This is a genomic window from Alcaligenes sp. EGD-AK7 (assembly GCF_000465875.3).
Classification (GTDB): Bacteria; Pseudomonadota; Gammaproteobacteria; order Burkholderiales; family Burkholderiaceae_B; genus Alcaligenes; species Alcaligenes phenolicus.
The window spans coordinates 191503-213099 of the sequence record NZ_AVOG02000034.1 but is presented as its reverse complement, the minus strand read 5'-3'; the positions used below and the strand labels follow the sequence as shown (position 1 = coordinate 213099).

Sequence of the window (21597 nt, the reverse complement as noted above, 5' to 3'; positions counted from 1 at the left end):
GCCACGGCTTGGCCTTTTTGGCTGGGTAATTGATGTAGTCATGCTCAATGGTAGGCACATGATGGATACTTTTGAACTCGTTATCCGGGACATCCAGAACGCATCCCCGCTGATTCGCAGTTTTACGCTAGAGCCTGCCCAGGCCGGTTCCCTGCCCGCGTTTGCGCCGGGTTCGCACCTGCAGGTACAGATTCCTGATCTGAACGATCACCGCTGCTATTCCCTGATTTCGCTGGACGCCGACACGGCACAGGGTCCGACCTGTTATCGTCTGGGCGTGCGCCTGGAAGACAACAGCTCGGGTGGTTCGCGCTTCATGCACAGCCTGAAAGTAGGCGATACGCTGCGCGTGGCTGGCCCCAAGAATGATTTCCCCTTGCATGCTGCCGCTGAAGGCGAAACCGAAACCGTGCTGATTGCCGGTGGTATCGGTATCACCCCCATTGCCAGCATGGCCGCTGCCTTGCATCACCAGGGCCGCCCTTATCAGCTGCACTATGCCGGTCGCAGCGTGGAACAACTGGCCTTTCTGGATGAGCTGAGCGCCCTGTCCGGCCCGGCTCTGCGTCACTACGCGGACGACAGCGAAGGCCGTTTCTGCCTGAATACCCTGCTCGACGGTCTGTCCAAAGACCAGCACATCTACGTCTGCGGCCCCAAAGGCATGATTGATGCCGTGATTGAAGCCTGCAAGCAACGTGGCTGGCCTGGCGACCATGTGCACTTCGAGCTGTTTGTGACGGCTGCTCCCCAGGAAGGCGACCAGCCTTTTGAAGTGGAACTGCGCCAAAGCGGCGTGACCCTGCAAATTCCCGCGGACAAGACCATTGTGGACGTGATGGAAGAGCAGGGCCTGGACCCCATGATCGACTGCAAACGCGGCGAGTGCGGCGTCTGTACCTGTGATGTGATCGAAGGCGAGGTTGACCACCGCGACTACTTCCTGAGCGACTCGGAAAAAGCCAGCAACAAGGTCATCCAGATCTGTATTTCCCGCGCCAAGACCCCGCGTCTGGTGCTGGATCTATAAGCCCAAGGGCGACGGAGAACATGATGGAAAAGTATCGTGATAATCCCCAGGCCATCCGCGAATTGGTACGCGAGGCCGAGGTCCACAAGGATTTGTACATCAACCAGGAGCTGTTTGAACTGGAGATGGAGCAGTTGTTCGTCAATACCTGGGTCTACGTTGGCCATGCCAGCCAGGTGCCCAATAAAGGCGACTTCTACACCACGACGGTCGGTACTGAATCGGTCATAATGGTGCGCCATACCGATGACAGCATCCGCGTGCTCTACAACCGTTGCCCGCACAAAGGTGTGCAAGTGGCGGGCGAGACCTGTGGCAACACGGGTAAATTCTTCCGTTGCCCCTACCACGCCTGGACGTTCAAGACGGACGGCTCCCTGTTGTCCATCCCTTTGAAGAAAGGCTACGAGAACACCGGCTTTGAATGCACCGAAGGCAGCAAGGGCATGGCCGCAGTACAGAACGTCAAGGTGTACCGCGATTTCGTGTTCTGTCGCCTGGCCGATGAAGGCATTGGCTTTGAGGAATTCTTTGGCGAGTCCCTGAGCACCATCGACAATATGGTGGATCGCTCCCCCGAAGGCCGTCTGGAAGTGGCCGGTGGCGTGATGCGTTACATGCACCAGTGCAACTGGAAAATGCTGGTCGATAACCAGACCGATACCTGTCACCCCATGGTGGCGCACGAGTCCTCGGCGGGTACTGCTGTGAAAGCCTGGGAAGCGGCCCCTCCGGGTACGCCCAAGCCCATGGCCGTTGAATTGTTTGCCCCCTTCATGTCGCCTTACGAGTTCTACGAAGGCATGGGCATTCGCGTGTGGGAAAACGGTCACGGCCATACCGGCGTGAGCAATTCCATTCACGCTGATTACTCCGAAATTCCGGGTTACTGGGACCAGATGGTCGAAGCCTACGGTGAGGAGCGCGCCAAAGCCATTTTGGGCGATACGCGTCACAACACTTGCTACTTCCCCAACATCATGGTCAAGGGCCCGATCCAGACCTTGCGTTTGTTCAAGCCGCTGGCCGCTGACAAAACCCTGGTGGAATCCTGGACCTTCCGCCTGGTGGGTGCACCCGACACCTTCCTGGAACGCACCCTGATGTACAACCGCCTGATCAACGCCCCGACCTCCATGGTCGGTCACGATGACCTGGAAATGTACGAGCGTGCCCAGCACGGTTTGCAGTCGCGTGGTCGCGACTGGATGAACCTGGCCCGTCTGGTGGAAAAAGATGAAGACCAGCAAAAGAACGTGGTGATCAACGGCACCAGCGAAATGCAGATGCGCGCCCAGTTCCGCGCCTGGTTGAAGTTCATGCTGCCCGAGCAGCAGGCCAAGAAAGAAGAGGAATAACCATGAGCGAAATCAGCCGTCAGGCCCTTATCGATTTTGTGTATGCGGAAGCCCGCCTGCTGGATGAGCAGCGCTACGAGCAATGGCTCGACCTGTTCACCGAGGATGGCTACTACTGGATGCCGCTGGTGCACGATCAGCAGGACGCCCGTTTGCACGCGTCCCTGATGCACGAGGACAAGCTCTTGCTGCGTATCCGTGTGGAACGTCTGGCAGGCCGCCGTACCTTTTCCCAGCAGCCCAAGAGCCGCAGCCATCACCTGCTCCAGCAACCCACTGTGGAAAGCATGGACGAGGAAAAAGGCGAATACACCGTGCGTTGCGCCTTCCATTACACGGAAACGCGTGGCGACAACCAAGATATCTATGTGGGTTGGAATACCTACACCCTGGTGCGCCAGGACGACGCCTTGAAGATCCGTCTGAAACGGGTGGATCTGCTCAATTGCGACGCGCCTTTCGGCAATATCCAGTTGTTTATGTGACAGGACAGGAGAATTTTTGATGGCCAACACCACGGTCTACCAGGCTTTTCGAGACACCGCCCAGAAATGGGGCGACAAGCCCTTTGTATGTACCCTGCCTGAGACCGCCGAGATCTACGGTATTGAAGCGGGCGAGCTGACTTATGGTCAGGCGCTGGAGCGTATCGACGCCTTGCGCGCCGGCTACGCCGCTGCTGGCTACGGCCACGGCCACCGCGTCGGCATCCTGCTGGAGAACCGCCCCGTGTTCTTCCTGCACTGGTTCGCGCTGAACAGCCTGGGCGTGTCGATTGTGCCAATCAATCCTGATTTGCGCGCTGCCGAGCTGGAATACCTGATCGGCCATTCGGAAATGATCATGGCCATTGCCCTGCCCAGCCGTCACCAGGATCTGGTGGAAGCAGCTCAGCGTGCAGGCCAGCCCTTTGCCATCATGGCCGACGGCGATGTGCCACCCATGGTAAGCCGCGCCGCCGCCCGTTCCTGTGACATTCCTGACGAACACAGTGAATGTGCTCTGTTGTACACCTCCGGCACCACAGGCCGCCCCAAGGGCTGCATGCTGTCCAACCAGTACTTCCATTACGCCGGTGAGTGGTACCGCGACATTGGTGGTCTGGCTTCGCTGGAGCATGGCAAAGAGCGCATGCTGACTCCGCTGCCCCTGTTCCACATGAATGCCATGGCCTGCTCGACCATGGCCATGGTCAAGACCGGCGGTTGCCTGATCTCCCTGGACCGTTTTCACCCACGCAGCTGGTGGGATTCGGTGCGCGAATCCGGCGCAACCGTGGTGCATTACCTGGGTGTGATGCCTGCCATCCTGATGAAGGCCGAGGCCAGCGAAAAAGACCGTCAACACAATGTGCGCTTTGGTTTTGGCGCTGGTGTGGACCGTGGTCTGCATCCTATCTTTGAAGAACGCTTTGGTTTCCCCCTGCTGGAAGCCTGGGCCATGACGGAAACCGGCGCGGGTGCCAGCATCATCGCCAATCACGAGCCCCGCTTTATCGGCACCTCCTGCTTTGGCAAGGAAATGCCCGTGGTGGAAGTGCTGTTGCGCAAGGACGATGGCGAACCCGCTCAAGCCGGTGAAAACGGCGAATTGCTGGTGCGCTCGGCCGGTGACAACCCACGCTACGGCTTTTTCTCCGGCTACTGGAAAGACCCGGCAGCAACCGACGAAGCCTGGGAAGGCGGCTGGTTCCACACGGGCGACATTGTTTGCCGCGACGAACAAGGCTATCTGCACTTTGTGGACCGCAAAAAGAACGTGATCCGTCGCAGTGGCGAGAACATCGCTGCCGTGGAAGTGGAAAACATCATGCAGCAGCACCCGCTGGTGCGCTCCATTGCCGTGGCCGCCGTGCCCGACGCCATCCGTGGCGACGAAGTGATGGCGCTGGTGGTGCCGCACAACCCAATTGAAACCCAGGAACAGCGCGAACAGGCTGCCCAGGAAATGGTGCAGTGGGGCCTGACCCAGCTGGCCTACTTCAAGGTGCCCGGCTACGTTCTGTTTGTGGATGCTTTGCCGCTGACTTCGACCAACAAGATCCAGCGCGGTGAACTGAAAACGGTTGCTCTGGCTGCGCTGGAAAACCCGGCCTGCGTGAACACGAATCACCTGAAAAAACGTCAGGAGGCCTAAGCCCATGGCCTTGCCGCAAGCAGCCCGCCAGGGCTATGACGATGTGGTGCTGGTCGCCCCGGTGACCATCCCCTACGAGCGCCATTCCGAGCAGACCGCGCATTGGTGGCTGGGTGCGGCATTGGGCCAGTTGCTGGCCCAATCCGGCCTGAAAAAAGCCGATGTCGATGGTGTGTGTGTATCCAGCTTCACGCTGGGTTCGGACACTGCCGTAGGCGTGATGCAGCATTTTCAGATGAGCCCACGCTGGCTGGACCATATCCCCATGGGTGGGGCCAGCGGTGTGGTGGCCATGCGTCGTGCGGCCCGCGCCGTGCAGTGTGGCGATGCGTCCATCGTGGCGTGTATTGCGGGTGATACCAACCACCGTGAATCCTTCAAGAACACGGTGTCGGGCTTTTCCCGTTTCTCGCAGGATGCCGTCTACCCATATGGTGCCGGTGGCCCCAACGCCAGCTTTGCGCTGCTGACGGACTACTACATGCGTCACTACGGTGCCACGCGTGAAGATTTCGGCAAGCTGTGCGTCGCCCAGCGCGATAATGCGCTGCGCAACCCGCATGCCCTGATGAAAAAACCGCTGACGCTGGAACAGTACATGGAGGCGCGCGTCATTGCCGATCCCATCCACTTGTTTGACTGCGTGATGCCGTGTGCCGGAGCCGAAGGCTATCTGGTCATGCGCCGTGAACAGGCCGAAGCACTGGGCCTGCCTTATGTCCGTATCCGTTCTACCATCGAGCGTCACAACGCTTTCCCTGAAGACCCTGTGCAGCATCGCGGTGGCTGGGCCATGGACAAGGATGCGTTCTACGAACATGCGGGCCTCACCCCGGCAGACGTGGATTTCATGGAAACCTACGATGACTACCCCGTCATCAACGTCCTGCAGTTTGAAGACCTGGGATTCTGCGCCAAGGGCGAAGGCCCGGAGTTCATCCGCAAGAACACTTTTACGGTGGACGGCAGCTTTCCCTTCAATACCAGTGGCGGACAGCTATCGGTAGGCCAGGCCGGTGCAGCAGGCGGCTACCTGGGTCTGGTTCAGGCCTTGCGCCAATTGACGGATACCGCAGGCGACACGCAAGTGGCCAATGCCCGCATCGGCCTGGTGTCCGGCTTTGGCATGATCAATTACGACCGCGGCATTTGTACTGCTGCGGCCTTGCTGGAACGGGGGCAGTGATGAGCGATACCCAAATCTTGCCACCGGGTGCACGCAGCGCCACGGCAGCCGGACTGACCGAAGCCGCCCAACGCGGCAAATTCGCCCTGCAAGTGTGCCCGTCCTGCGGCACGGTGCAGTATCCCGCCCGCGATGTGTGCGGCCATTGCTTGCACACGACGCTGAACTGGCAGGCCGTTGCCGACACGGGTGTTCTGCAGGCCACGACCACCTTGCATCACAGCAATGAACCCTACTTTCAGGCACGACTGCCCTGGCATATCGGCACAGTTGCCCTGGATTGCGGCCCTTTTGCCATCGCCCACTTGCCCGAAGGCGGGCAGGCGGACGAGAAAGTGCGCCTGAGTCTGGAGCTGGATGCTGGCGGCGTAGCCGTGCTGGTGGCGCGCCCTGCGCCCTGAATTTGCCTGGAGACAATCAAGATGACACAAGCTCAATACACCGCCATTGTGACGGGCGGCAGCACCGGTATTGGTGAAGACATTTGCCGCAAGATGCTGGATCAGGGTTACACCGTGATCAGCATGGCGCGCAATGTCCTGCCCTGGACGCACGAGCGTCTGCACTGCGTGCAGGTGGATTTGCTGGATGCAGCAGCAACCGAGAAAGCCGCCAAGGATATTGCCGAACGTTTTGAAGTGACCCACTTCATCCACAATGCGGGTGTGATCTGGCCCGCCTTGCTGGACGAGGTCAAGCTGGAAGACTTGCAGGGTCTGACACAGATTCACCTGGGTGCAGCCTTGCAGATTACCCAGGCGGTGGTGCCTGGCATGCGCGAGCGCCACTTTGGCCGCATTGTGCTGATGTCTTCGCGGGGTGCGCTGGGTCTGCAAACCCGTACCGCCTACGCTGCTACCAAGGCAGGCATGTTGGGCATGGCCCGTACCTGGGCGCTGGAACTGGCGGACCAAGGCATTACCGTCAACGTGATTGCCCCCGGCCCCATCACCACCAATATGTTCTACGACGTGGTCGAAGCCGGTAGCGAACGTGAAGCCAAACTGGCAGCCGCGATTCCTGTGAAGCGTCTAGGCCGTGCGGATGACATCAGTCGCGCCACCATGTTCTTCTCGGACCCTGAAAACAGCTTCATCACCGGCCAGACCCTGTATGTCTGCGGTGGTGCCAGCGTGGGTACGCTGACGATTTAATGTCGATGGGAGCATTGTAGCCTCGCTCCGATTTGGTGTTTTAGTATTCATTGTGAGCTAGCTGCCTTTTAGGCAGCTAGCTTTTTTTTGTAAGTTGTATTTGGATTTCAATGGAATATTGCTTGATATTATCCGTTCAAAGGTTCTCATTTTTAGTAATAATTATCAGATAAGAAAATCAATTTATCTAATTTTTTCATATTTGATTTCCCCTTTATTTCTTGAAATAATTTGTCCTAGGTCAAAAAATATATTTTACGGATATGTTTCAGAGTGAGGGAGTAATGAGTGTTGATTTAAATTTTAGGCTGCAAAAACATAGATTCAGCCCAGATATACTATTAGATATCAAAAAATTGTATAAATTAGATAATTATCACTCTATTTTTGCTCTGTTTTCTAACTATTTTTTTGTGGTGCTATCTTTTTTTTAGCCGAAAAATGGTTTTTTTTAGCTCCTTTGTCTATTTTAGTTATAGGGGCTAGGCAGAGGGCTTTAGCAACGCTGCTTCATGAATCTAGTCATCTTGTTCTTGCTAAAAATAGAATATTAAATAGAGCTATAGGTAGTTTTTTTCTGGTTGTTTGGTTTTTCAAACATGGGATTCTTATAAAAAATCACATGTCCTGGATCATCATATTTTTCTTGGTAATAAGCATAGGGATCCTGATTATTCTTATTATATTTCTTCTGGTGTTTACAACAAGCAGACTAGATTAGGTTTTTACTTAAATTTTTTTATAAAACCTATTTTTCAAATTAATTTTTTTGAAAATTTACGATATTTAATTGGGCATAGATTATTAAAGAATTTAAGTGGTTTTGATCTATTCTCTATGCTTCTTTCTTTGTTCGTTTTTGGGGCCATTGGTGCATATTTTGTAGGCTGGTATTTTTTCTTATTATATTGGCTTCTCCCCTATTTAACTGTTTTTCAAACTATTAGTTGGTTTATTGAAACTGCTGAGCATTATCCTCTTGTAGGTAAGGCTGAAGTTGATTTGTATGCTTCTAGAAACAGGTTTGGTAATGTAGTAGAGAATTTTTTTACTGGCATTCATAATGAGCGATTTCATCTCGTACACCATCTTTTTCCAGCTATTCCTTTTTGGAATATGAGGAAAGCGCATTCTATTTTGCTCAGAGATGGTAGCTATTTTTCTGTTAACTCTAGATTTGGTGGAATTTTTTCTTCTACTACTCACTCTCCACCCTTATGGTTAAGTAATTCATTTCAGGTTAATAAAAAGGATTAGTTTTGTTTTCCTTGAGATCAGGTATATTTTTTGCATTTCTAGCTGCATTTCTTAATTCTACCATTGCTATTTTTAGCAAATTCTTATTGCTTGAGATGGATGGTGCGTTGATTGCATTTTATCGAGCATTGCTAGGGGTGGTGGTTTTATGGGTTTTTTTTCCAAGGCGTTCTAATTTTCCTTCCGATTGGCGCGTAGTTCTGATTTGCGCATTTTTTGGTATTTTTTGTTTGTTTTTTTTTGAAACAAACGCTTATCAACATGACTCTGCTGCTAATGTGGTTTTTTCTATGATGGCTTGTGCGGCATTGAGTGCGTTTGCTCTGGAGTCCTGGTTTGCTCGTCGCTTGCCTTCGAGGGGGCAGTTGCTTGGCATCGTTTTATGTTTGCTCGGGCTTACCTTTTTGTTTGATTTGGCTAATCCCCAAGGTCTTCAAGGGATTGGTATGGCTGCGCTGGCTGGTTTGGGCTACGGCTTGTTTACGGTATTGGCGAAGCGTTGGGGTTTAGGTAGTGGTATTTTTGTTACGCGATCACTGTTAATGGCCGGATCTATATTTTTATTTTTTCCTGCTGCTCAAGTAGGCTTTGTACTACCTAGCCAAGAGGCTTGGGTGTTGATCGCCTTATTGGCAGTTGTGCCGTCTATGCTGGGCTTTTATTGCACAATACGAGCTGTTTCATTGACGTCCGCCTCTAAGGTCCAGGTATGTGAATTATCCGAACCTGTTTTTGTGATGATTGCTTCATTACTGATCTTTCACGAGCAGCCCACGGTAATGAGCTTGTTAGGGGCCGCGGTCATTTTGATCGGTATTTATCAGTTCGCGCGCTCGTAGAGCGGGCGGGGATAGCGACTGCCTTAACAGGCGGAATCTATCAACTCCGTCCTTCAATGTCTGGATCTATGCCTGATATTGTGGGGGGGCTGTTCCATTAAATGGCCTTTTTATGCCCCCAGGCGTACTTCGAGCAGACTGGTTGGAGAGGGGGCTGCATGAAGCCAAACGGACCTTCCGGTGGCCACTTTTTTCCCCTCCGTAAAGCCAATGTTTGCCTGCCCTCCGTAGAGTAGAGTCAGTCGTCACGGCTGCTGCGGCAGAGTTCCGCTGCTCCTGCACAGGACAAGTGCACTTGTTGCTGGCCATATTTCTTGCCATGTGAGATAGAAACCACGAATCCATGATTTTGGATGGAATTAAGGGTTTCTTTCTATTTACCTGGATTTGTTCATCTATAAACTATTTAGAACAGAAATATAACAATGCGCGTCGATTTTTCGAGGTGCATGATGACCCAAAAAACGGGCCTTCGCCGGCCAAAAAGAGTGGAGCTGTAATGAACGACGATCTGCCAGGAATGGAGCTGGTGCGTTCACGTGGAGTAGTACGAGTTGTAGAGACAATTCTGGATGCTGCCTGTGTGGTCATCTTGATCCTGATGACAGGGATCACTACCGTGGACGTGATAGGCCGGTACGTATTTCACGCCCCTTTGCTGGGCGCTTATGAAGCCAGCGAACTCTTGCTGGGTGTGCTGATTTTTGCGGCCTTGCCGCGTGTTACCTGGCACCAGCAACACTTGACCGTCAGTTTGATTGACGCCTGGCTAGGTCCAGTGGCGCGTCGTATCCAGCAATTCGTGATCAATGTGGTCTCTACCGTCATGTTGGCCGTGTTGACTGTCTACCTGTGGAGTCACGCCAACGAGCTGGCCGACTACGGCGATATGAGCAACGCCTTGCAAGTGCCCATTGCCCCGTTTGCCTACATCATCGCCACCATGACCGGCATTGCCACTGTGGCTTCCCTGTTCAAGATTTTTAGCTCTCCAAGCCGATAAAGACGGAGTTTTTTCATGTTGATTTCTATTATCGGACTGGCTGTCCTGCTGGGTAGCTTATTTCTGGGTTTGCCCATTGCCTGGGGCATGTTGCTGGTTGGTACGCTGGGTTTTGCCTTCTTTACCGGCATGGAAGCGGCCTTGACCATGGCGGCGCAGACCAGCTACGACACGGCCATGAGCTACAGCTTTACCGTGCTGCCGCTGTTCATCTTGATGGGTAATCTGGTCAATGCCTCGGGCTTGTCCAAGGACCTGTACAAAGCCGCTCACGCCTTTATTGGTCACCTGCGTGGTGGTCTGGCGATGGCCACGATTGTTGCCTGTGGTGCCTTTAGTGCACTCTGTGGCTCCAGTATGGCCACCACAGCGGCCATGGGTCGTGTGGCCATGCCCAATATGCGCAAGTACAACTATGACGATCGTCTGGCTACCGGCAGTATTGCGGCAGGCGGCACCCTGGGCATTCTGATTCCGCCCAGCGTGATGATGGTGGTCTACGGGATCTTGACCGAAACCGACATTGGCAAGCTGTTTGCCGCCGGCTTCCTGCCCGGCATGATTGCCATGCTGATGTACCTGATCACGGTGATGATCATTACCGCGATCAACCCGAATCTGGGCCGTCCTGGCGAAAAAGCTAGCTGGCGCGAGCGCTTTGAGGCGACCAAAGGCGTGATGGCCATTACCGTGCTGTTCATCGTCATCATGGGCGGTATTTACGGGGGTGTCTTCACCCCGACAGAAGCGGCGGGTATTGGCGCTGCAGCGACCTTCTTGCTGACCCTGAAGCGTCGTGGCTGGCAGCCTCGCATGTACCTGACGGTGCTGATTGAAGCCGCTCAAACCACGGCCATCATGTTTGCTTTGGTGATTGGTGCGCTGGTCTTTACCAACTTCCTGACCGTGGCTGGTTTGCCTAATCAGTTGCTGGGTTTCATCCAGGGCATTGATGTGTCGCCCATTGTGGTGATTCTGATCATCTGCGCGATTTACCTGGTTCTGGGTTGTTTCCTGGAAACCATGTCCATGGTCATGCTGACGGTGCCTATCTTCTACCCGATTGTGGCCTCTCTGGGCTTTGATCTGGTGTGGTTCGGCATCATCGTGGTGGTGGCTGCTGAAATCAGTCTGATTACCCCTCCGTTGGGTCTGAACATTTTCATGATCAAGAACGTGATGCCCGATGTTCCTTTGGGCACCATTATTCGGGGTGTGACTCCCTTTGTAATGATGGATATCGTGCGTTTGCTCTTGCTGGTGTTTGTCCCCTGGATTGTTCTGGTTGTCCCGAACAGTATGTAAACCCGGCCCGGATGCAGTTGTGATCCGGGCAGCAGTAAAGCCGCTGGGTGTGCAGGTCCAGGACCTGTTTACTGTCCCATCAAGTGGCCTGGACGCCGGGCTGTAGTGGCCCGGCAGCAAAATAATTTACGAGGAGTCGAGATGCGTGTTTTCAAAAAATTGGCCTTGAGCCTGGGCCTGGCTGCAGCAGCCCTGGCACCGACCATGCCTTCGGTTGCGGCTGAAGTTACCACCCTGCGTTTTTCCCAGTGGATGCCTCCAGGCCACTTTATTGTGACCAATATGTTTGAGCCCTGGGCTCAGGAAGTGGAAAAAGCTACCGAAGGCCGCGTGAAGGTGGAGTTCATCAACGCGCTGGGCAAGCCGCAAGCTCACCTGGATCTGGTGCGTAACGGTATTGCTGATATGGGCATGTCGGTACACAGCTACACGGCTAACCGCTTCCCGCTGATCGAGTTTGCCGAACTGCCCTTCACCACTGATGACGGCGGCGTGAACTCGGTGGCTTACTGGCGCACTTACGAAAAATTCATGATGGGTGCCAACGAGCACAAGGGCGTGAAACTGTTGGGTATGTGGACCAGCCCTGCCACCGTGATCTTCACCAGTCAGGACAATGTGCAAAGCATTGATGATCTGAAAGGCAAGAAGCTGCGCTCGCCTAGCCCTTTGTTTGATGCGATTGGCAAGGCCCTGGGCATTGTGACCGTGAACGCGCCTGCTTCGGACAGCTACGAAATGCTGTCGCGTGGTGTGATCGACGGTATGTACTTCCAGTATGATCAATTGGATAACTGGAAACTGGACAAGCTGGTCAAGACTGCCGTGTCGGTGCCCGGTGGCTTTGGCAAATCCAGCCAGTACATGTTCATGAACGAGCGCAAATGGAACAGCCTGTCTGAAGCCGACCGCGCTGCTATCGAGAAGATCAGCGGCGAATGGATTGCCAACGACTTTGGTTCCAAATGGCAGGCTGCCGAACAGCAAGCCATTGAGAAGCACACCGCAGCTGGCCTGAAAACACTGCGCATCCAGGGTGAAGCAGCAGACCAGATGAAAGAGCGTCTGGCCTTTGTTGAAGAAGACTGGATCAAAGCGGCCGACAAGAAGGGCATTGACGGTAAAGCCGCTCTGGCCTACTTCCGCGAGCAGATCAAAGAGCTGAGCGCTGCCAAGTAATACGCAGCAAGAGACACACTACAGTCTTGGCCCCGCTTTCCTTTGGGAGAGCGGGGTTTTTTTATGTTTTTGGGAGGGGCTGTTGTGAGGGCAAAGGATAGGCAGCCGGGTTGCTGCTGTAGTCATTGTGGACGCTTCTCCCTGTAAAACGCCGCTTCAGGCCCTGGGGGGCTGGCAGGGCTGAACACTTGCCGGTGCTGCGCACCGGTGCCCTGGTCAAGAGAGAGCTACGGGCGCATCCTGAACTCGCCGGGTACTTGGTCCCCCGGACCAAGTACAAGCGTCCGGCTCAAACAGCAGGATGCTTGCATCCCTACGCTCTCCCTTGCCTGCGGCAAGTAGTCTGACTCGCCCTGCCAGTCCCCCAGGGCCTGAATCGGCTTGCAGCGGAGGAAATGCACAAGTCCTCAAGCTTTAAGGCGTGGGCGGTGGTGCCCCCGTCTCCAGGTCATAGTGCTGATTGACGGCATATTCATTGATCACCGCCTTGCTGCGGAAGTATCGGGCCATGGCCTTGGGGTCGAGGTGCATATCGAAGCGATCCCGCGAACGCAACGTGGGCAGGAAAAAATACTTGGGTAGCTTTACGTGATGACGCTGATGCTTGTGGGCATCGGCCAAGATAGTGCGTCGTACCTGATCCTGCTCCCAGGTGCCGTGATAGCTGCGCAACATTAATCCGCTGGATACCAGCCATAGCGTGCCGCAGGCCCCCAAGGTTACTAACAGGTTGCGCTGCATGGGTATAACGCGTTGCCCTTGCGCCAATAAATTATGTCCGTAAATAGACAAGGCCACCAGCAGATACATCAAGCCGCCATTCAAGGCTCGCTTGGGGATATTAGGTGCCAGAACCAGAATGGCATTGGCCAGAAGCGATGCGCCAATGAGCAGCCACATTGCCCGGCGTACAGATTCAGAAGACGCAGGCCCTATGGCAAAACGCCAAACCAGCATCACTAGAATCACCCCCCAGTACCGCAATAGGGCGTCCGGGAAACGGCGACCAAAATGCTCCCCAATGCGCCATAACAAAGGCTGGTCATACCAATGAGCAAAGACCTCTGCGCGTACTTGATTGCCCGGCGCCAGGACCAATACGGCGACTCCCAGCCCCATACAGAGCAACCAAACCAGATGCCATGAACCGAGCGAACCTGTGCGCTGAAAGTGCCTTAGGCCCAGATACGCCAGCAAACACCAGCTGATAATGCCGGTGTTTTCATTGGAACAACCGGCCAGCAGGCCCAGAAGGCAGAGCGCCAAGCCTGTGATCACAGAGGGCTTGCCCCCCTTTTGCAAGTAGTAAATAAAGGCCAGCACAAAACCAAAGTTGAACAGATTGGGCCACAGGTAGTTGGCGGCGCCTACCAACCAGAATGTGGTTTGCCCCAGATGGGGGTTGACCAGCCAATACAAGGTGAACACCAGCAGCAGTAAAGACGGGCGCAAGGCTCGTCCGGCCAGTTGGGCCCCCAGTGCTGTCAGTACCGTGACCAGGCCAAACAGGGCCGCTGTATTCAGTGTGGCTTTCAGCCATCCCGGAGCCAGCGTGAGCATGGCGCTGGAGAGCGTATCCGAGACCAGACGACCGCTCCATTGCAGGTAATGTTGCTTGATCGACGTCCATGCAATGCCTTTGTTGGCGTAGTTGAAGTCGTCCGAGATCATGGGGGTGAGCCAATAAATGGCCCACGTAGCCATCACGGCCAGCACCGCAAAAGTAATAAAGGCCCAGGCACCAAAACGGTGGCCGAGCAGGGCCTGGCTGAATCGGGATTCAGCAAAAGAGAGAGTTGGGCTCATCGAGATGAAGCGGCGTGTTTGTGGCCAGGCCAATGACGACGGTATTACACATCGCTCGCCGTCCTGGGTGTTCAGGCCCAGGTGATATTGATTATTCACTGGGCGGGAAGCGAAGAATTATCTCAGATACCCGTTGAAACACAGCGTTTAACCACTTTGCTGATCGTCATCCTTTAAATCTAAACCAAATCGGGGTTTTCCCTGCTTTTGCGGCTTCTTGCGCTTATTGGCTAGGCGCTGCGCAAAGTGGATATACCGACAAAAAGAGCACTTCTACCATTGGCTCCATCGTCATACCTAAAAAACAAAAGGAGAACGGACGTGGGGGACATCAATAAAAAAATAGCAGCAGTGGTTCTGGGTGCAGGGGTATTGGGCGCCGGCCCGGCCTGTGCCATTGAAGGTAATGGTCTGCCTATTTATCCCGATGGTTTGGAAAACTTCATGAGTGGCGCCCTGCCGCCGCCCGGTGTGCACTTGCTGATGTACGGCGGTGCCATGCGTTACGACTCGGTGCGTGACAAGAATGGCGACAAGTTGCCTATTCCTGACTTCAAGGTCGATGTGGCAATGGTTGCGCCGCGTCTGGTCTGGGTGACGGACCAGCAGGTGTTTGGTGGCCAGTTGGCATTTCATGCTCTGGCTCCCCTGCTGACCGTCAAGGCACAGGCCGCTGGTCAGTCCCAGCGCCGTAGCGGTCTGGGTGACGTGGTGTTTGGTCCGGCCTTGGGCTTTCACCCCAGCGAGAAAATGCACTACATCCTGGGAGTGGATTTTGTCGCCCCGACTGGTCGCTACAAAGTGACCGACAGCGCCAACCTGGGCCGCAACTACTGGGCCATTCAGCCCGCCGCTGCCTTCAGCTACATGCAGCCCAGCGGCATCAACTGGGATTTGAAGATGATGGTGGACTTCAACTTCCGCAACAGCGACACCGAAACCCGTACGGGTAAAGCCATTCACGCCGACTACGCCGTGGGTTGGGGTTTTGGCAATGGCCTGGTGCTGGGGGTGGGTGGTTACGCCTATCAACAGATTGAAAGCGACCGTGGCCCCATGGCCGGTGACAGCAAGGCTCGTGCCTTCGCCATTGGTCCCAGCCTGCGTTACGCCAATGACAAAGGTCTGCTGATTACGGCCAAGTACCAGCAGGATCTGGGTGTGCGTGGCCGTCCTGAAGGAAAACAATTTTTTGTAAAAGTAGCGGTTCCGTTCTAAGGGCCCGCGGCAGGAGAGCGAGATGAAAGGATTGAAAGACAAGGTAGTCATCGTCACCGGCGGCGCAACACGTGTTGGCGCAGGCGTGGTCGAGGTGCTGATGGGCTATGGCGCACGTGTGGCCGTGTTTGATATTGATGCCGCAGGTGGTCAGAAAGCCGTAGGCAACGATGCTGCCAAAGCCAAATTCTGGGAAGTGGACATTACCAGCGATCAAAGCCTGAATGCCTCCATCGAGCAGGTGAAGGCGCATTTTGGCCGTGTGGATGGTCTGGTCAATCTGGCTTGTTCCTATCTGGATGAAGGCATGGCTTCCAGCCGTGAAGATTGGCTCAAGGCCTTGGATATCAACCTGGTCAGCGCGGTGCAGGCTGCCAAGGCTGTGCGTCCCTTGCTGCCGCGTGGCGGCTCCATCGTCAATTTCACATCCATTTCCTCCTCGATTGCTCAAACCGGGCGCTGGTTGTACCCGGTCTCCAAGGCCGCCTTGTTGCAACTGACACGCAGCATGGCGCTGGACTTTGCGCCTGACGGTATCCGTGTGAACTCGGTCTCGCCCGGCTGGATCTGGTCGCGTGTGATGGACGAGCTGACTGGCGGCGATCGCGCCAAAACCGACCGCGTGGCCTCGGCATTTCACATGCTGGGCCGCGTGGGCGATCCCCAGGAAGTGGGCGAAGTCGTGTCCTTCCTGCTCTCGGATTCCGCCAGTTTCGTGACCGGTGCCGATTACGCCGTTGATGGCGGCTACTCGGCCATGGGACCCGAGCAAGGTGTACCCGCCATTCCCAAGTTGGCTGAATAAGAAAAACCGGGACGCCGCCGGGGTGGCGTCCTTAGCTCCCTCAGAAGGAAAAAATCATGCGTAAAGTTGCTATTGTGGGCGCTGGCCAGGCTGGCATGCCCGTTGCATTCGGTCTTTTGGCCAAGGGCTACGACGTAGCCGTTTTCACCAACCGCAGCCCCGACGATGTTCGTGGTGGCCGCGTGATGTCCAGCCAGTGCATGTTTGCCGAGGCGCTGGACGTAGAGCGTCGCCTGGGCCTGAATTTCTGGGACGACGAGTGCCCGCCTGTACAAGGCATCGGCTTTGCCCTGCCCAACCCTGAACAGCCTGACACCAAAGCCGTGGACTGGAGCGGCCGTCTGGATCGTGAAGCGCAGGCAACTGACCAGCGCGTGAAAATGCCTTACTGGCTGGAGCTGTTCGAGCAGCGTGGCGGCAAGCTGATCATGGAAGACGTGGGCGTGGCCGAACTGGAGCGCATCACCCAGGAGTACGACCTGACCATGCTGGCTGCCGGTAAAGGCGAAGTGGTCAAGCTGTTCGAGCGTGACGATCAGCGCTCCATGTACGACAAACCTCAGCGCGCCCTGGCCCTGACCTATGTACATGGTCTGGAGCCTACGCCTGAGTACTCGCGCGTGTCCTTTAACTTCATCCCCGGTGTGGGCGAATACTTTGTGTTCCCCTCGCTGACCCTGTCCGGTCCCTGCGACATCATGGTGTTCGAAGGCGTGCCCGGTGGCCCACTGGATCGTTTCCGCGATGCCAAGACGCCCGAAGCTCATTTGGAGCAAAGCGTTTCTTTCCTGCGCGAATTCCTGCCTTGGGAAGGCGACCGAGCCCGTAATGTGGAACTGACCGACGCCCAAGGTTACCTGTCCGGTGCTTTCCCTCCCACAGTTCGCAAACCTGTGCTGACGCTGCCTTCGGGCCGCATGGTGCTGGGTCTGGGTGATGCCGTGGTCGTGAACGACCCTATTACCGGCCAAGGTTCCAACAACGCCGCCAAAGCCGCCCAGGTGTATCTGGACAGCATTTTGCAACGTGGCGAAGGCGCGTTTGACCGTAACTGGATGCAGGAAACGTTCGAGCGTTACTGGGATTACGCCAATCTGGTGGTGCGCTGGACCAACTCCATGTTGAAGCCACCAACCGACTCTTCTTTTGCCTTGTTGACCTCGGCTCAGCAATCGCCCGCCCTGGCTCATTTCCTGGCCAACAGTTTCAACCACCCGCCGGTTCTGTTCCCGGCCTGGGAAGATCTGAGTGCCGCTCAGGCATTGATCGAGAAGACTCGCAGCCAATCTGTGGCTGCCTGATAGATAGTATTCAAGGAGACGTATCATGACCCCCACCGCAACGCTGCAAGACTCCTCGTCCCAAACCGCTGCCCAGCGGCAGGCCGTGTCTGCCCAAGCGTTGGCAGCCGCTGACGCCAAACCCACACCGTCCAATCTGAATGTGGTCGATAGCCGTGCGTTTCGCCAGGCACTGGGCCATTTTCCAACGGGTGTGGCCATTGTCACGACTCGTTGTCCCGATGGCCGGGCGGTGGGTCTGACCATCAACTCCTTTACGTCCCTGTCGCTGGAGCCGCCCCTGGTGATGTGGAGCCTGGTGAATCACTCGCCCAGCCTGGAAATTTTCGAGAAGTGCAGCCACTTTGCGATCAACGTGATCAGCCAGGAACAAGTGCCCGTGGCCCTGGGGTTTGCCAACTCCCAGGTCAAGGACAAGTTTGCCCTGGTCTCGCATGTGGATGGTGAAGAAGGCGTGCCACTGCTGGACGACTGTGTGGCGACCTTTGTGTGCGAGAACTACCGTCAGCACGAGGGTGGTGACCATACCTTGTTTATTGGCCGTGTGGTGCGCCACACCACGCTGACCGAACACGAGCCTGCGGTGTTTCATCGTGGCCGTTTCGCCAACCTGACCACGCCTAGCGGAGACCGTTGAAATGAGTGATGCGCACAGCGCTGATGTAGTCATTGTCGGCAGCGGGATGAACTCCCTGACCTGTGCCGCCTTGTTGGCCCAGCGGGGTTTGTCGGTGACAGTGCTGGAGCGCAATGCGGTGGCCGGGGGCTGCATCCGTACGCAAGAGCTGTTCCCCGGTTTTACCCATGATGTTCTGTCCAGTTGGTATCCCCTGTTCATGGGTGGCGCGTCGTATGCCGCCCTGGCAGAGCCCTTGGCCAAAGCCGGTCTGGAGTTTGTCAAAGGCGAATACAGCACGGGTCTGGCCATTCCTGGTGGCCCATCGCTGGCCTTGCGTCAGGATATGGACGACACCGTACGTCGCTTCAATGACTTGATGCCGGGTGAAGGCGATGCCTTGGGTGCCATGGCGGCTCGCATGTTTGGCCCGGATGCCGGTTTGGTATTTGGCTTGCTGGGCGGTGAGCCTTACCGTTGGCCCATGGCCAAACTGGCCTTTGGTGCCTGGCGCGAGCGGGGGCTGGATGGCTTGATGTCCTTTGGCTCGCAAGCGCTGGAAAGCTTTCGGCGCTGGGCCATGCGCGAACTGCGCAGCGATCTGGCCCGCGCCATGATTGCTCCCTGGGTGCTGCATAGCGGTTTGGGCCCGGATGAAGCCAGCTCGGCCCTGATCGGCAAGCTGACGTTCAGTGCCGTGGTCAGTGGTGGTATGCCTGTCGTCAAAGGCGGCAGTTATCAGATTGTGAAAGCCTTTACCCGCATCATCGAAGAAGCTGGTGGCGCGGTACTGACCAATTCCCATGTGGATCGCGTGTTGGTGGAAGGCAATAAGGCGACGGGCGTGTGCGTCGGTACGCAGCGCTATCTGGCGCGTCGTGCCGTGGTGTGTAACGTGACGCCGGGTCAGTTGTATGGCGACCTTTTGCCTGAAGTTGAACCCGAGTTGTTGAAGTCCGCCCAGGATTATCACTATGGCCGTGGCGGCATGCAGATACACTTTGCCTTGAATTCCCCGCCCGACTGGGTGGACCCGGAGCTGCGCCATGTCCCTATGGTGCATGTGACGGAAAGCATGGAGCAGGTGTGTTCCTCGGTGGTCACGGCCAGCAATGGCTACCTGCCTGCCAAACCGACCTTGGCCGTGGGCCAGCCGGTAGCGGTGGATGTGACTCGTGCACCGGAAGGTCACTGGATTCTATGGGTACAAATGCAGGAGCTGCCGCGTCACATCAAAGGCGATGAAGCGGGCGAGATTCCTGTGCCAGCGGATGGACGCTGGAACGAAGCCGTGCGCGAGGCTATGGCCGATCGCGTTCAGGCTCGTCTGGAAACCGTCATGCCTGGCTTGGCCGCCAAGATTATCGGGCGTCGTAGCGTCAGCCCGGCGGATCTGGAAGCCTTGAACATGAATCTGGTGGGGGGCGATCCGTATAGCGGGGTGTGCTCACCGGATCAGTTCTTTTTCATGCGTCCTTTTGCAGGACACAAGAACGCGCGCAATGGCAACACGCCCTGGCGCAATCTGCATCAAATTGGTGCGTCGGTGCATCCAGGCCCTGGCTTGGGTGGTCAATCCGGCTATCTGGCAGCCCAGCGTATCTTGAAGGGGTGAGAGGACGGGTGAGGCGGTCAGCTTAGTGCTGGCCGCCGCGCACTCGTTGCAGGGTCTCGCTAGGCGTTTCGCCAAAGCGGCTGCGGTATTCGGCGCTGAAACGGCCTTGGTGGGCAAAGCCCCAGCGCATGGCCAGGTCGGCCAGCGTCAGGTGAGGCTCGTTGGAATGGATCAGTTCGTGGCGCAGACGGTCCAGACGAACCTGGCGCAGGTACTGCATGGGGCTGACGCCGTAGTGGTCTCTGAAGGCTTGCTGCAAGGTGCGGGAGCTCACGCCCGCAATGGTGCTGAGTTCGTCTACCGTGACCGGCAAATGGGCCTGCTCATGCAAGTGGCTGGCTACTTTCTTCAAGTGGCGCGGCAAGATGCGGGCGGGGTTCAGGGCCTGAATCTGAGCCGGTGGGTGCAGATCCAGCAAGGTTGTCACCGCCAATTGCTCCAGCTGGTTGATAATCAACGGCGAGCGCCGGATGTCTTCGTAGTTGCGTGCACAGTCCAGCACGTAGCGCAGCATGATTTGCCAGGAAGGCTGGGTGTGAGCTTCCAGGCGTACCGGAAACAGCAAACCTTGCGGGCCTACGTCCAGGCCCATGCCACGGGCAGCCTGCTCCACCAGGTTGCGGTCTATCTTGAGCATTAATTGCTCATTATTGGCGTGCCAGACCATGTCCACATCCTCGTTGGGATTCAGGATCGTGGCGGCGTAGGGGCTGGAGTCCACGGTTTGGCCACCGCAGCGAATTTTGGCGGTGCCGTATTGGGGCATCTGGACCAGGTAGAAACCGGCCAGGTGATCGGGTTGTATGTGTACGTCGGCGCCATAGCCCAGGTGGCTCAAGGCGACCTGACCAAACTGGGCGTGTCGCAGCCGGGTTTGCAGGGTCTGGTCGGCACGTAGCTGCTTGAGCTGGTGCGACTTGAACATATCGCTGACAGATTTGCGCACGTGTTCCAGGTCAGCAGAAGCTACACGTGCCCAGTGATCGGGCTTATTTTCCATGTTTCATGTGCCTAGATGGTTCTGAAAGGCAGGAAGGATACGTAAAACCTTGAGTTTCAACGGTTTGCAGCGGCTTTATTTTAGTTGTAAAGTATATCAGTGGGCCACCGGGATTTCCCGCAGTCCCGTTTAGTTTGTTGTGTTTATTAACAGAGAGAACCGTGCAGAAAGACTTTCACTTCTACGAACCCACACAAGGCCATGGACTGCGCCACGACCCGATCAGTTCTATTGTGGGTCCCCGTGTCATCGGCTGGATTGGCACCAAAAGCAAGGAAGGTGTGCTGAACCTGGCTCCATACAGCTTCTGCAACGTGTTCAACTATCGCCCGCCTGTCATCGCTTTTTCCAGCGTGGGCTACAAAGACAGCGTGCGTAACGCAATTGAAACCGGCGTCTTTACCTGGAACCTGGCTACCCGTGATCTGGCCGAACCCATGAACATGACCAGCCTGGAACAAGATGTGCGCGAGTTTGAAGTCGCGGGCCTGACGCCTGTGGATTCCCGCCTGATTGATGCCCCCCGCGTGGGCGAGAGCCATGCCTCGCTGGAGTGCAAGGTGACGACGCACTTTCAGTTGAAAGACTCGGAAGGCAAGGATCTGAACACCTGGATGGTGCTGGGTGAAGTGGTCGGCGTGCATATGTCGCCCAACAGCATCGTGGACGGCATTTACCGTACCGCGATCCCACGTCCGATTCTGCGTGGTGGTGGTCCTGGCGATTACTTTGAGATTACGGACCTGGCCTTGTTTGATATGCCACGTCCCAAGTCCTGATAGCAGGGCT

The 21597-nt window shown here is 55.8% G+C and carries 20 protein-coding genes; 18 read left to right on the top strand and 2 right to left on the bottom strand.

The window, feature by feature from the left end; all coding sequences use genetic code 11:
• The first annotated feature begins 61 nt into the window (after positions 1-61).
• From N879_RS13985 to N879_RS13935, 12 genes are all read left to right on the top strand, one after another.
• Positions 62-1030, top strand: coding sequence for a PDR/VanB family oxidoreductase (locus N879_RS13985; RefSeq protein ID WP_009463817.1), 969 nt, complete (start codon positions 62-64; stop codon positions 1028-1030).
• A gap of 23 nt (positions 1031-1053) precedes the next feature.
• The gene (locus N879_RS13980; RefSeq protein ID WP_009463816.1) at positions 1054-2388 is read left to right on the top strand and encodes an aromatic ring-hydroxylating dioxygenase subunit alpha; all 1335 of its coding nucleotides are present in this window, start codon (positions 1054-1056) and stop codon (positions 2386-2388) included.
• A gap of 2 nt (positions 2389-2390) precedes the next feature.
• Positions 2391-2873: an aromatic-ring-hydroxylating dioxygenase subunit beta gene (locus tag N879_RS13975; protein ID WP_009463815.1), complete on the top strand. Its 483-nt coding sequence runs from the start codon at positions 2391-2393 to the stop codon at positions 2871-2873.
• Positions 2874-2892: 19 nt separating this feature from the next.
• Positions 2893-4524, top strand: coding sequence for an AMP-binding protein (locus tag N879_RS13970; RefSeq protein WP_021447146.1), 1632 nt, complete (start codon positions 2893-2895; stop codon positions 4522-4524).
• 4 nt (positions 4525-4528) lie between these two features.
• Positions 4529-5710, top strand: a complete 1182-nt coding sequence (locus N879_RS13965; protein ID WP_021447145.1) for a thiolase family protein — start codon at positions 4529-4531, stop codon at positions 5708-5710.
• Positions 5710-6111: a Zn-ribbon domain-containing OB-fold protein gene (locus N879_RS13960; protein WP_009463812.1), complete on the top strand. Its 402-nt coding sequence runs from the start codon at positions 5710-5712 to the stop codon at positions 6109-6111. Before N879_RS13965 ends, N879_RS13960 begins: the two co-directional genes overlap by 1 nt.
• Positions 6112-6132: 21 nt before the next feature.
• Positions 6133-6864 (top strand): SDR family NAD(P)-dependent oxidoreductase, encoded by a 732-nt coding sequence (locus N879_RS13955; RefSeq protein ID WP_009463811.1) that lies wholly within the window; start codon positions 6133-6135, stop codon positions 6862-6864.
• Between the two features lie 585 nt (positions 6865-7449).
• Positions 7450-8121, top strand: a complete 672-nt coding sequence (locus N879_RS20090) for a fatty acid desaturase (protein ID WP_200914606.1) — start codon at positions 7450-7452, stop codon at positions 8119-8121.
• Between the two features lie 2 nt (positions 8122-8123).
• Complete coding sequence (locus N879_RS13950) at positions 8124-8960, top strand: DMT family transporter (protein WP_022983398.1); 837 nt, start codon at positions 8124-8126, stop codon at positions 8958-8960.
• A 499-nt stretch (positions 8961-9459) separates the two neighbouring features.
• Positions 9460-9963 (top strand): TRAP transporter small permease, encoded by a 504-nt coding sequence (locus N879_RS13945; RefSeq protein WP_009464436.1) that lies wholly within the window; start codon positions 9460-9462, stop codon positions 9961-9963.
• Positions 9964-9978: 15 nt separating this feature from the next.
• Positions 9979-11268, top strand: coding sequence for a TRAP transporter large permease (locus N879_RS13940; protein ID WP_021447142.1), 1290 nt, complete (start codon positions 9979-9981; stop codon positions 11266-11268).
• A 141-nt stretch (positions 11269-11409) separates the two neighbouring features.
• Complete coding sequence (locus tag N879_RS13935; protein WP_009464173.1) at positions 11410-12447, top strand: TRAP transporter substrate-binding protein; 1038 nt, start codon at positions 11410-11412, stop codon at positions 12445-12447.
• Between the two features lie 414 nt (positions 12448-12861).
• Here the strand turns inward: N879_RS13935 and N879_RS13930 are convergent, their stop codons facing one another.
• Complete coding sequence (locus tag N879_RS13930) at positions 12862-14253, bottom strand: DUF6056 family protein (RefSeq protein ID WP_021447141.1); 1392 nt, start codon at positions 14251-14253, stop codon at positions 12862-12864.
• Positions 14254-14583: 330 nt separating this feature from the next.
• Here N879_RS13930 and N879_RS13925 point away from each other — a divergent pair, with 330 nt between their 5' ends.
• The 5 genes from N879_RS13925 to N879_RS13905 are packed head-to-tail and all read left to right on the top strand — an operon-like array spanning position 14584 to position 19808.
• On the top strand, positions 14584-15471 hold the full coding sequence (locus N879_RS13925) for a SphA family protein (RefSeq protein ID WP_031232820.1): 888 nt from the start codon (positions 14584-14586) through the stop codon (positions 15469-15471).
• Positions 15472-15493: 22 nt separating this feature from the next.
• Positions 15494-16276, top strand: coding sequence for an SDR family oxidoreductase (locus N879_RS13920; RefSeq protein ID WP_009461225.1), 783 nt, complete (start codon positions 15494-15496; stop codon positions 16274-16276).
• A gap of 56 nt (positions 16277-16332) precedes the next feature.
• On the top strand, positions 16333-17577 hold the full coding sequence (locus N879_RS13915; RefSeq protein ID WP_009461224.1) for a styrene monooxygenase/indole monooxygenase family protein: 1245 nt from the start codon (positions 16333-16335) through the stop codon (positions 17575-17577).
• 25 nt (positions 17578-17602) lie between these two features.
• Positions 17603-18214: a flavin reductase family protein gene (locus N879_RS13910; RefSeq protein ID WP_009461223.1), complete on the top strand. Its 612-nt coding sequence runs from the start codon at positions 17603-17605 to the stop codon at positions 18212-18214.
• Position 18215: 1 nt separating this feature from the next.
• Positions 18216-19808, top strand: coding sequence for a phytoene desaturase family protein (locus tag N879_RS13905; RefSeq protein WP_009461222.1), 1593 nt, complete (start codon positions 18216-18218; stop codon positions 19806-19808).
• A gap of 22 nt (positions 19809-19830) precedes the next feature.
• Here the strand turns inward: N879_RS13905 and N879_RS13900 are convergent, their stop codons facing one another.
• A complete protein-coding gene (locus N879_RS13900; protein WP_009461221.1) occupies positions 19831-20808 on the bottom strand; it encodes an AraC family transcriptional regulator in 978 nt (325 codons plus the stop codon).
• Positions 20809-20969: 161 nt separating this feature from the next.
• Between N879_RS13900 and N879_RS13895 the strand changes: the two genes are divergently transcribed.
• Complete coding sequence (locus N879_RS13895; protein ID WP_009461220.1) at positions 20970-21587, top strand: flavin reductase family protein; 618 nt, start codon at positions 20970-20972, stop codon at positions 21585-21587.
• Positions 21588-21597 lie beyond the last annotated feature (10 nt).

Excerpts from the sequence above, each read along its gene's own strand:
- N879_RS13985 (WP_009463817.1), top strand. The coding sequence starts at position 62 with ATGGATACTTTTGAACTCGTTATCCGGGACATCCAGAACGCATCCCCG.
- N879_RS13980 (WP_009463816.1), top strand. The coding sequence starts at position 1,054 with ATGGAAAAGTATCGTGATAATCCCCAGGCCATCCGCGAATTGGTACGC.
- N879_RS13975 (WP_009463815.1), top strand. The coding sequence starts at position 2,391 with ATGAGCGAAATCAGCCGTCAGGCCCTTATCGATTTTGTGTATGCGGAA.
- N879_RS13970 (WP_021447146.1), top strand. The coding sequence starts at position 2,893 with ATGGCCAACACCACGGTCTACCAGGCTTTTCGAGACACCGCCCAGAAA.
- N879_RS13965 (WP_021447145.1), top strand. The coding sequence starts at position 4,529 with ATGGCCTTGCCGCAAGCAGCCCGCCAGGGCTATGACGATGTGGTGCTG.
- N879_RS13960 (WP_009463812.1), top strand. The coding sequence starts at position 5,710 with ATGAGCGATACCCAAATCTTGCCACCGGGTGCACGCAGCGCCACGGCA.
- N879_RS13955 (WP_009463811.1), top strand. The coding sequence starts at position 6,133 with ATGACACAAGCTCAATACACCGCCATTGTGACGGGCGGCAGCACCGGT.
- N879_RS13945 (WP_009464436.1), top strand. The coding sequence starts at position 9,460 with ATGAACGACGATCTGCCAGGAATGGAGCTGGTGCGTTCACGTGGAGTA.
- N879_RS13940 (WP_021447142.1), top strand. The coding sequence starts at position 9,979 with ATGTTGATTTCTATTATCGGACTGGCTGTCCTGCTGGGTAGCTTATTT.
- N879_RS13935 (WP_009464173.1), top strand. The coding sequence starts at position 11,410 with ATGCGTGTTTTCAAAAAATTGGCCTTGAGCCTGGGCCTGGCTGCAGCA.
- N879_RS13930 (WP_021447141.1), bottom strand. The coding sequence starts at position 14,253 with ATGAGCCCAACTCTCTCTTTTGCTGAATCCCGATTCAGCCAGGCCCTG.
- N879_RS13920 (WP_009461225.1), top strand. The coding sequence starts at position 15,494 with ATGAAAGGATTGAAAGACAAGGTAGTCATCGTCACCGGCGGCGCAACA.
- N879_RS13915 (WP_009461224.1), top strand. The coding sequence starts at position 16,333 with ATGCGTAAAGTTGCTATTGTGGGCGCTGGCCAGGCTGGCATGCCCGTT.
- N879_RS13910 (WP_009461223.1), top strand. The coding sequence starts at position 17,603 with ATGACCCCCACCGCAACGCTGCAAGACTCCTCGTCCCAAACCGCTGCC.
- N879_RS13905 (WP_009461222.1), top strand. The coding sequence starts at position 18,216 with ATGAGTGATGCGCACAGCGCTGATGTAGTCATTGTCGGCAGCGGGATG.
- N879_RS13900 (WP_009461221.1), bottom strand. The coding sequence starts at position 20,808 with ATGGAAAATAAGCCCGATCACTGGGCACGTGTAGCTTCTGCTGACCTG.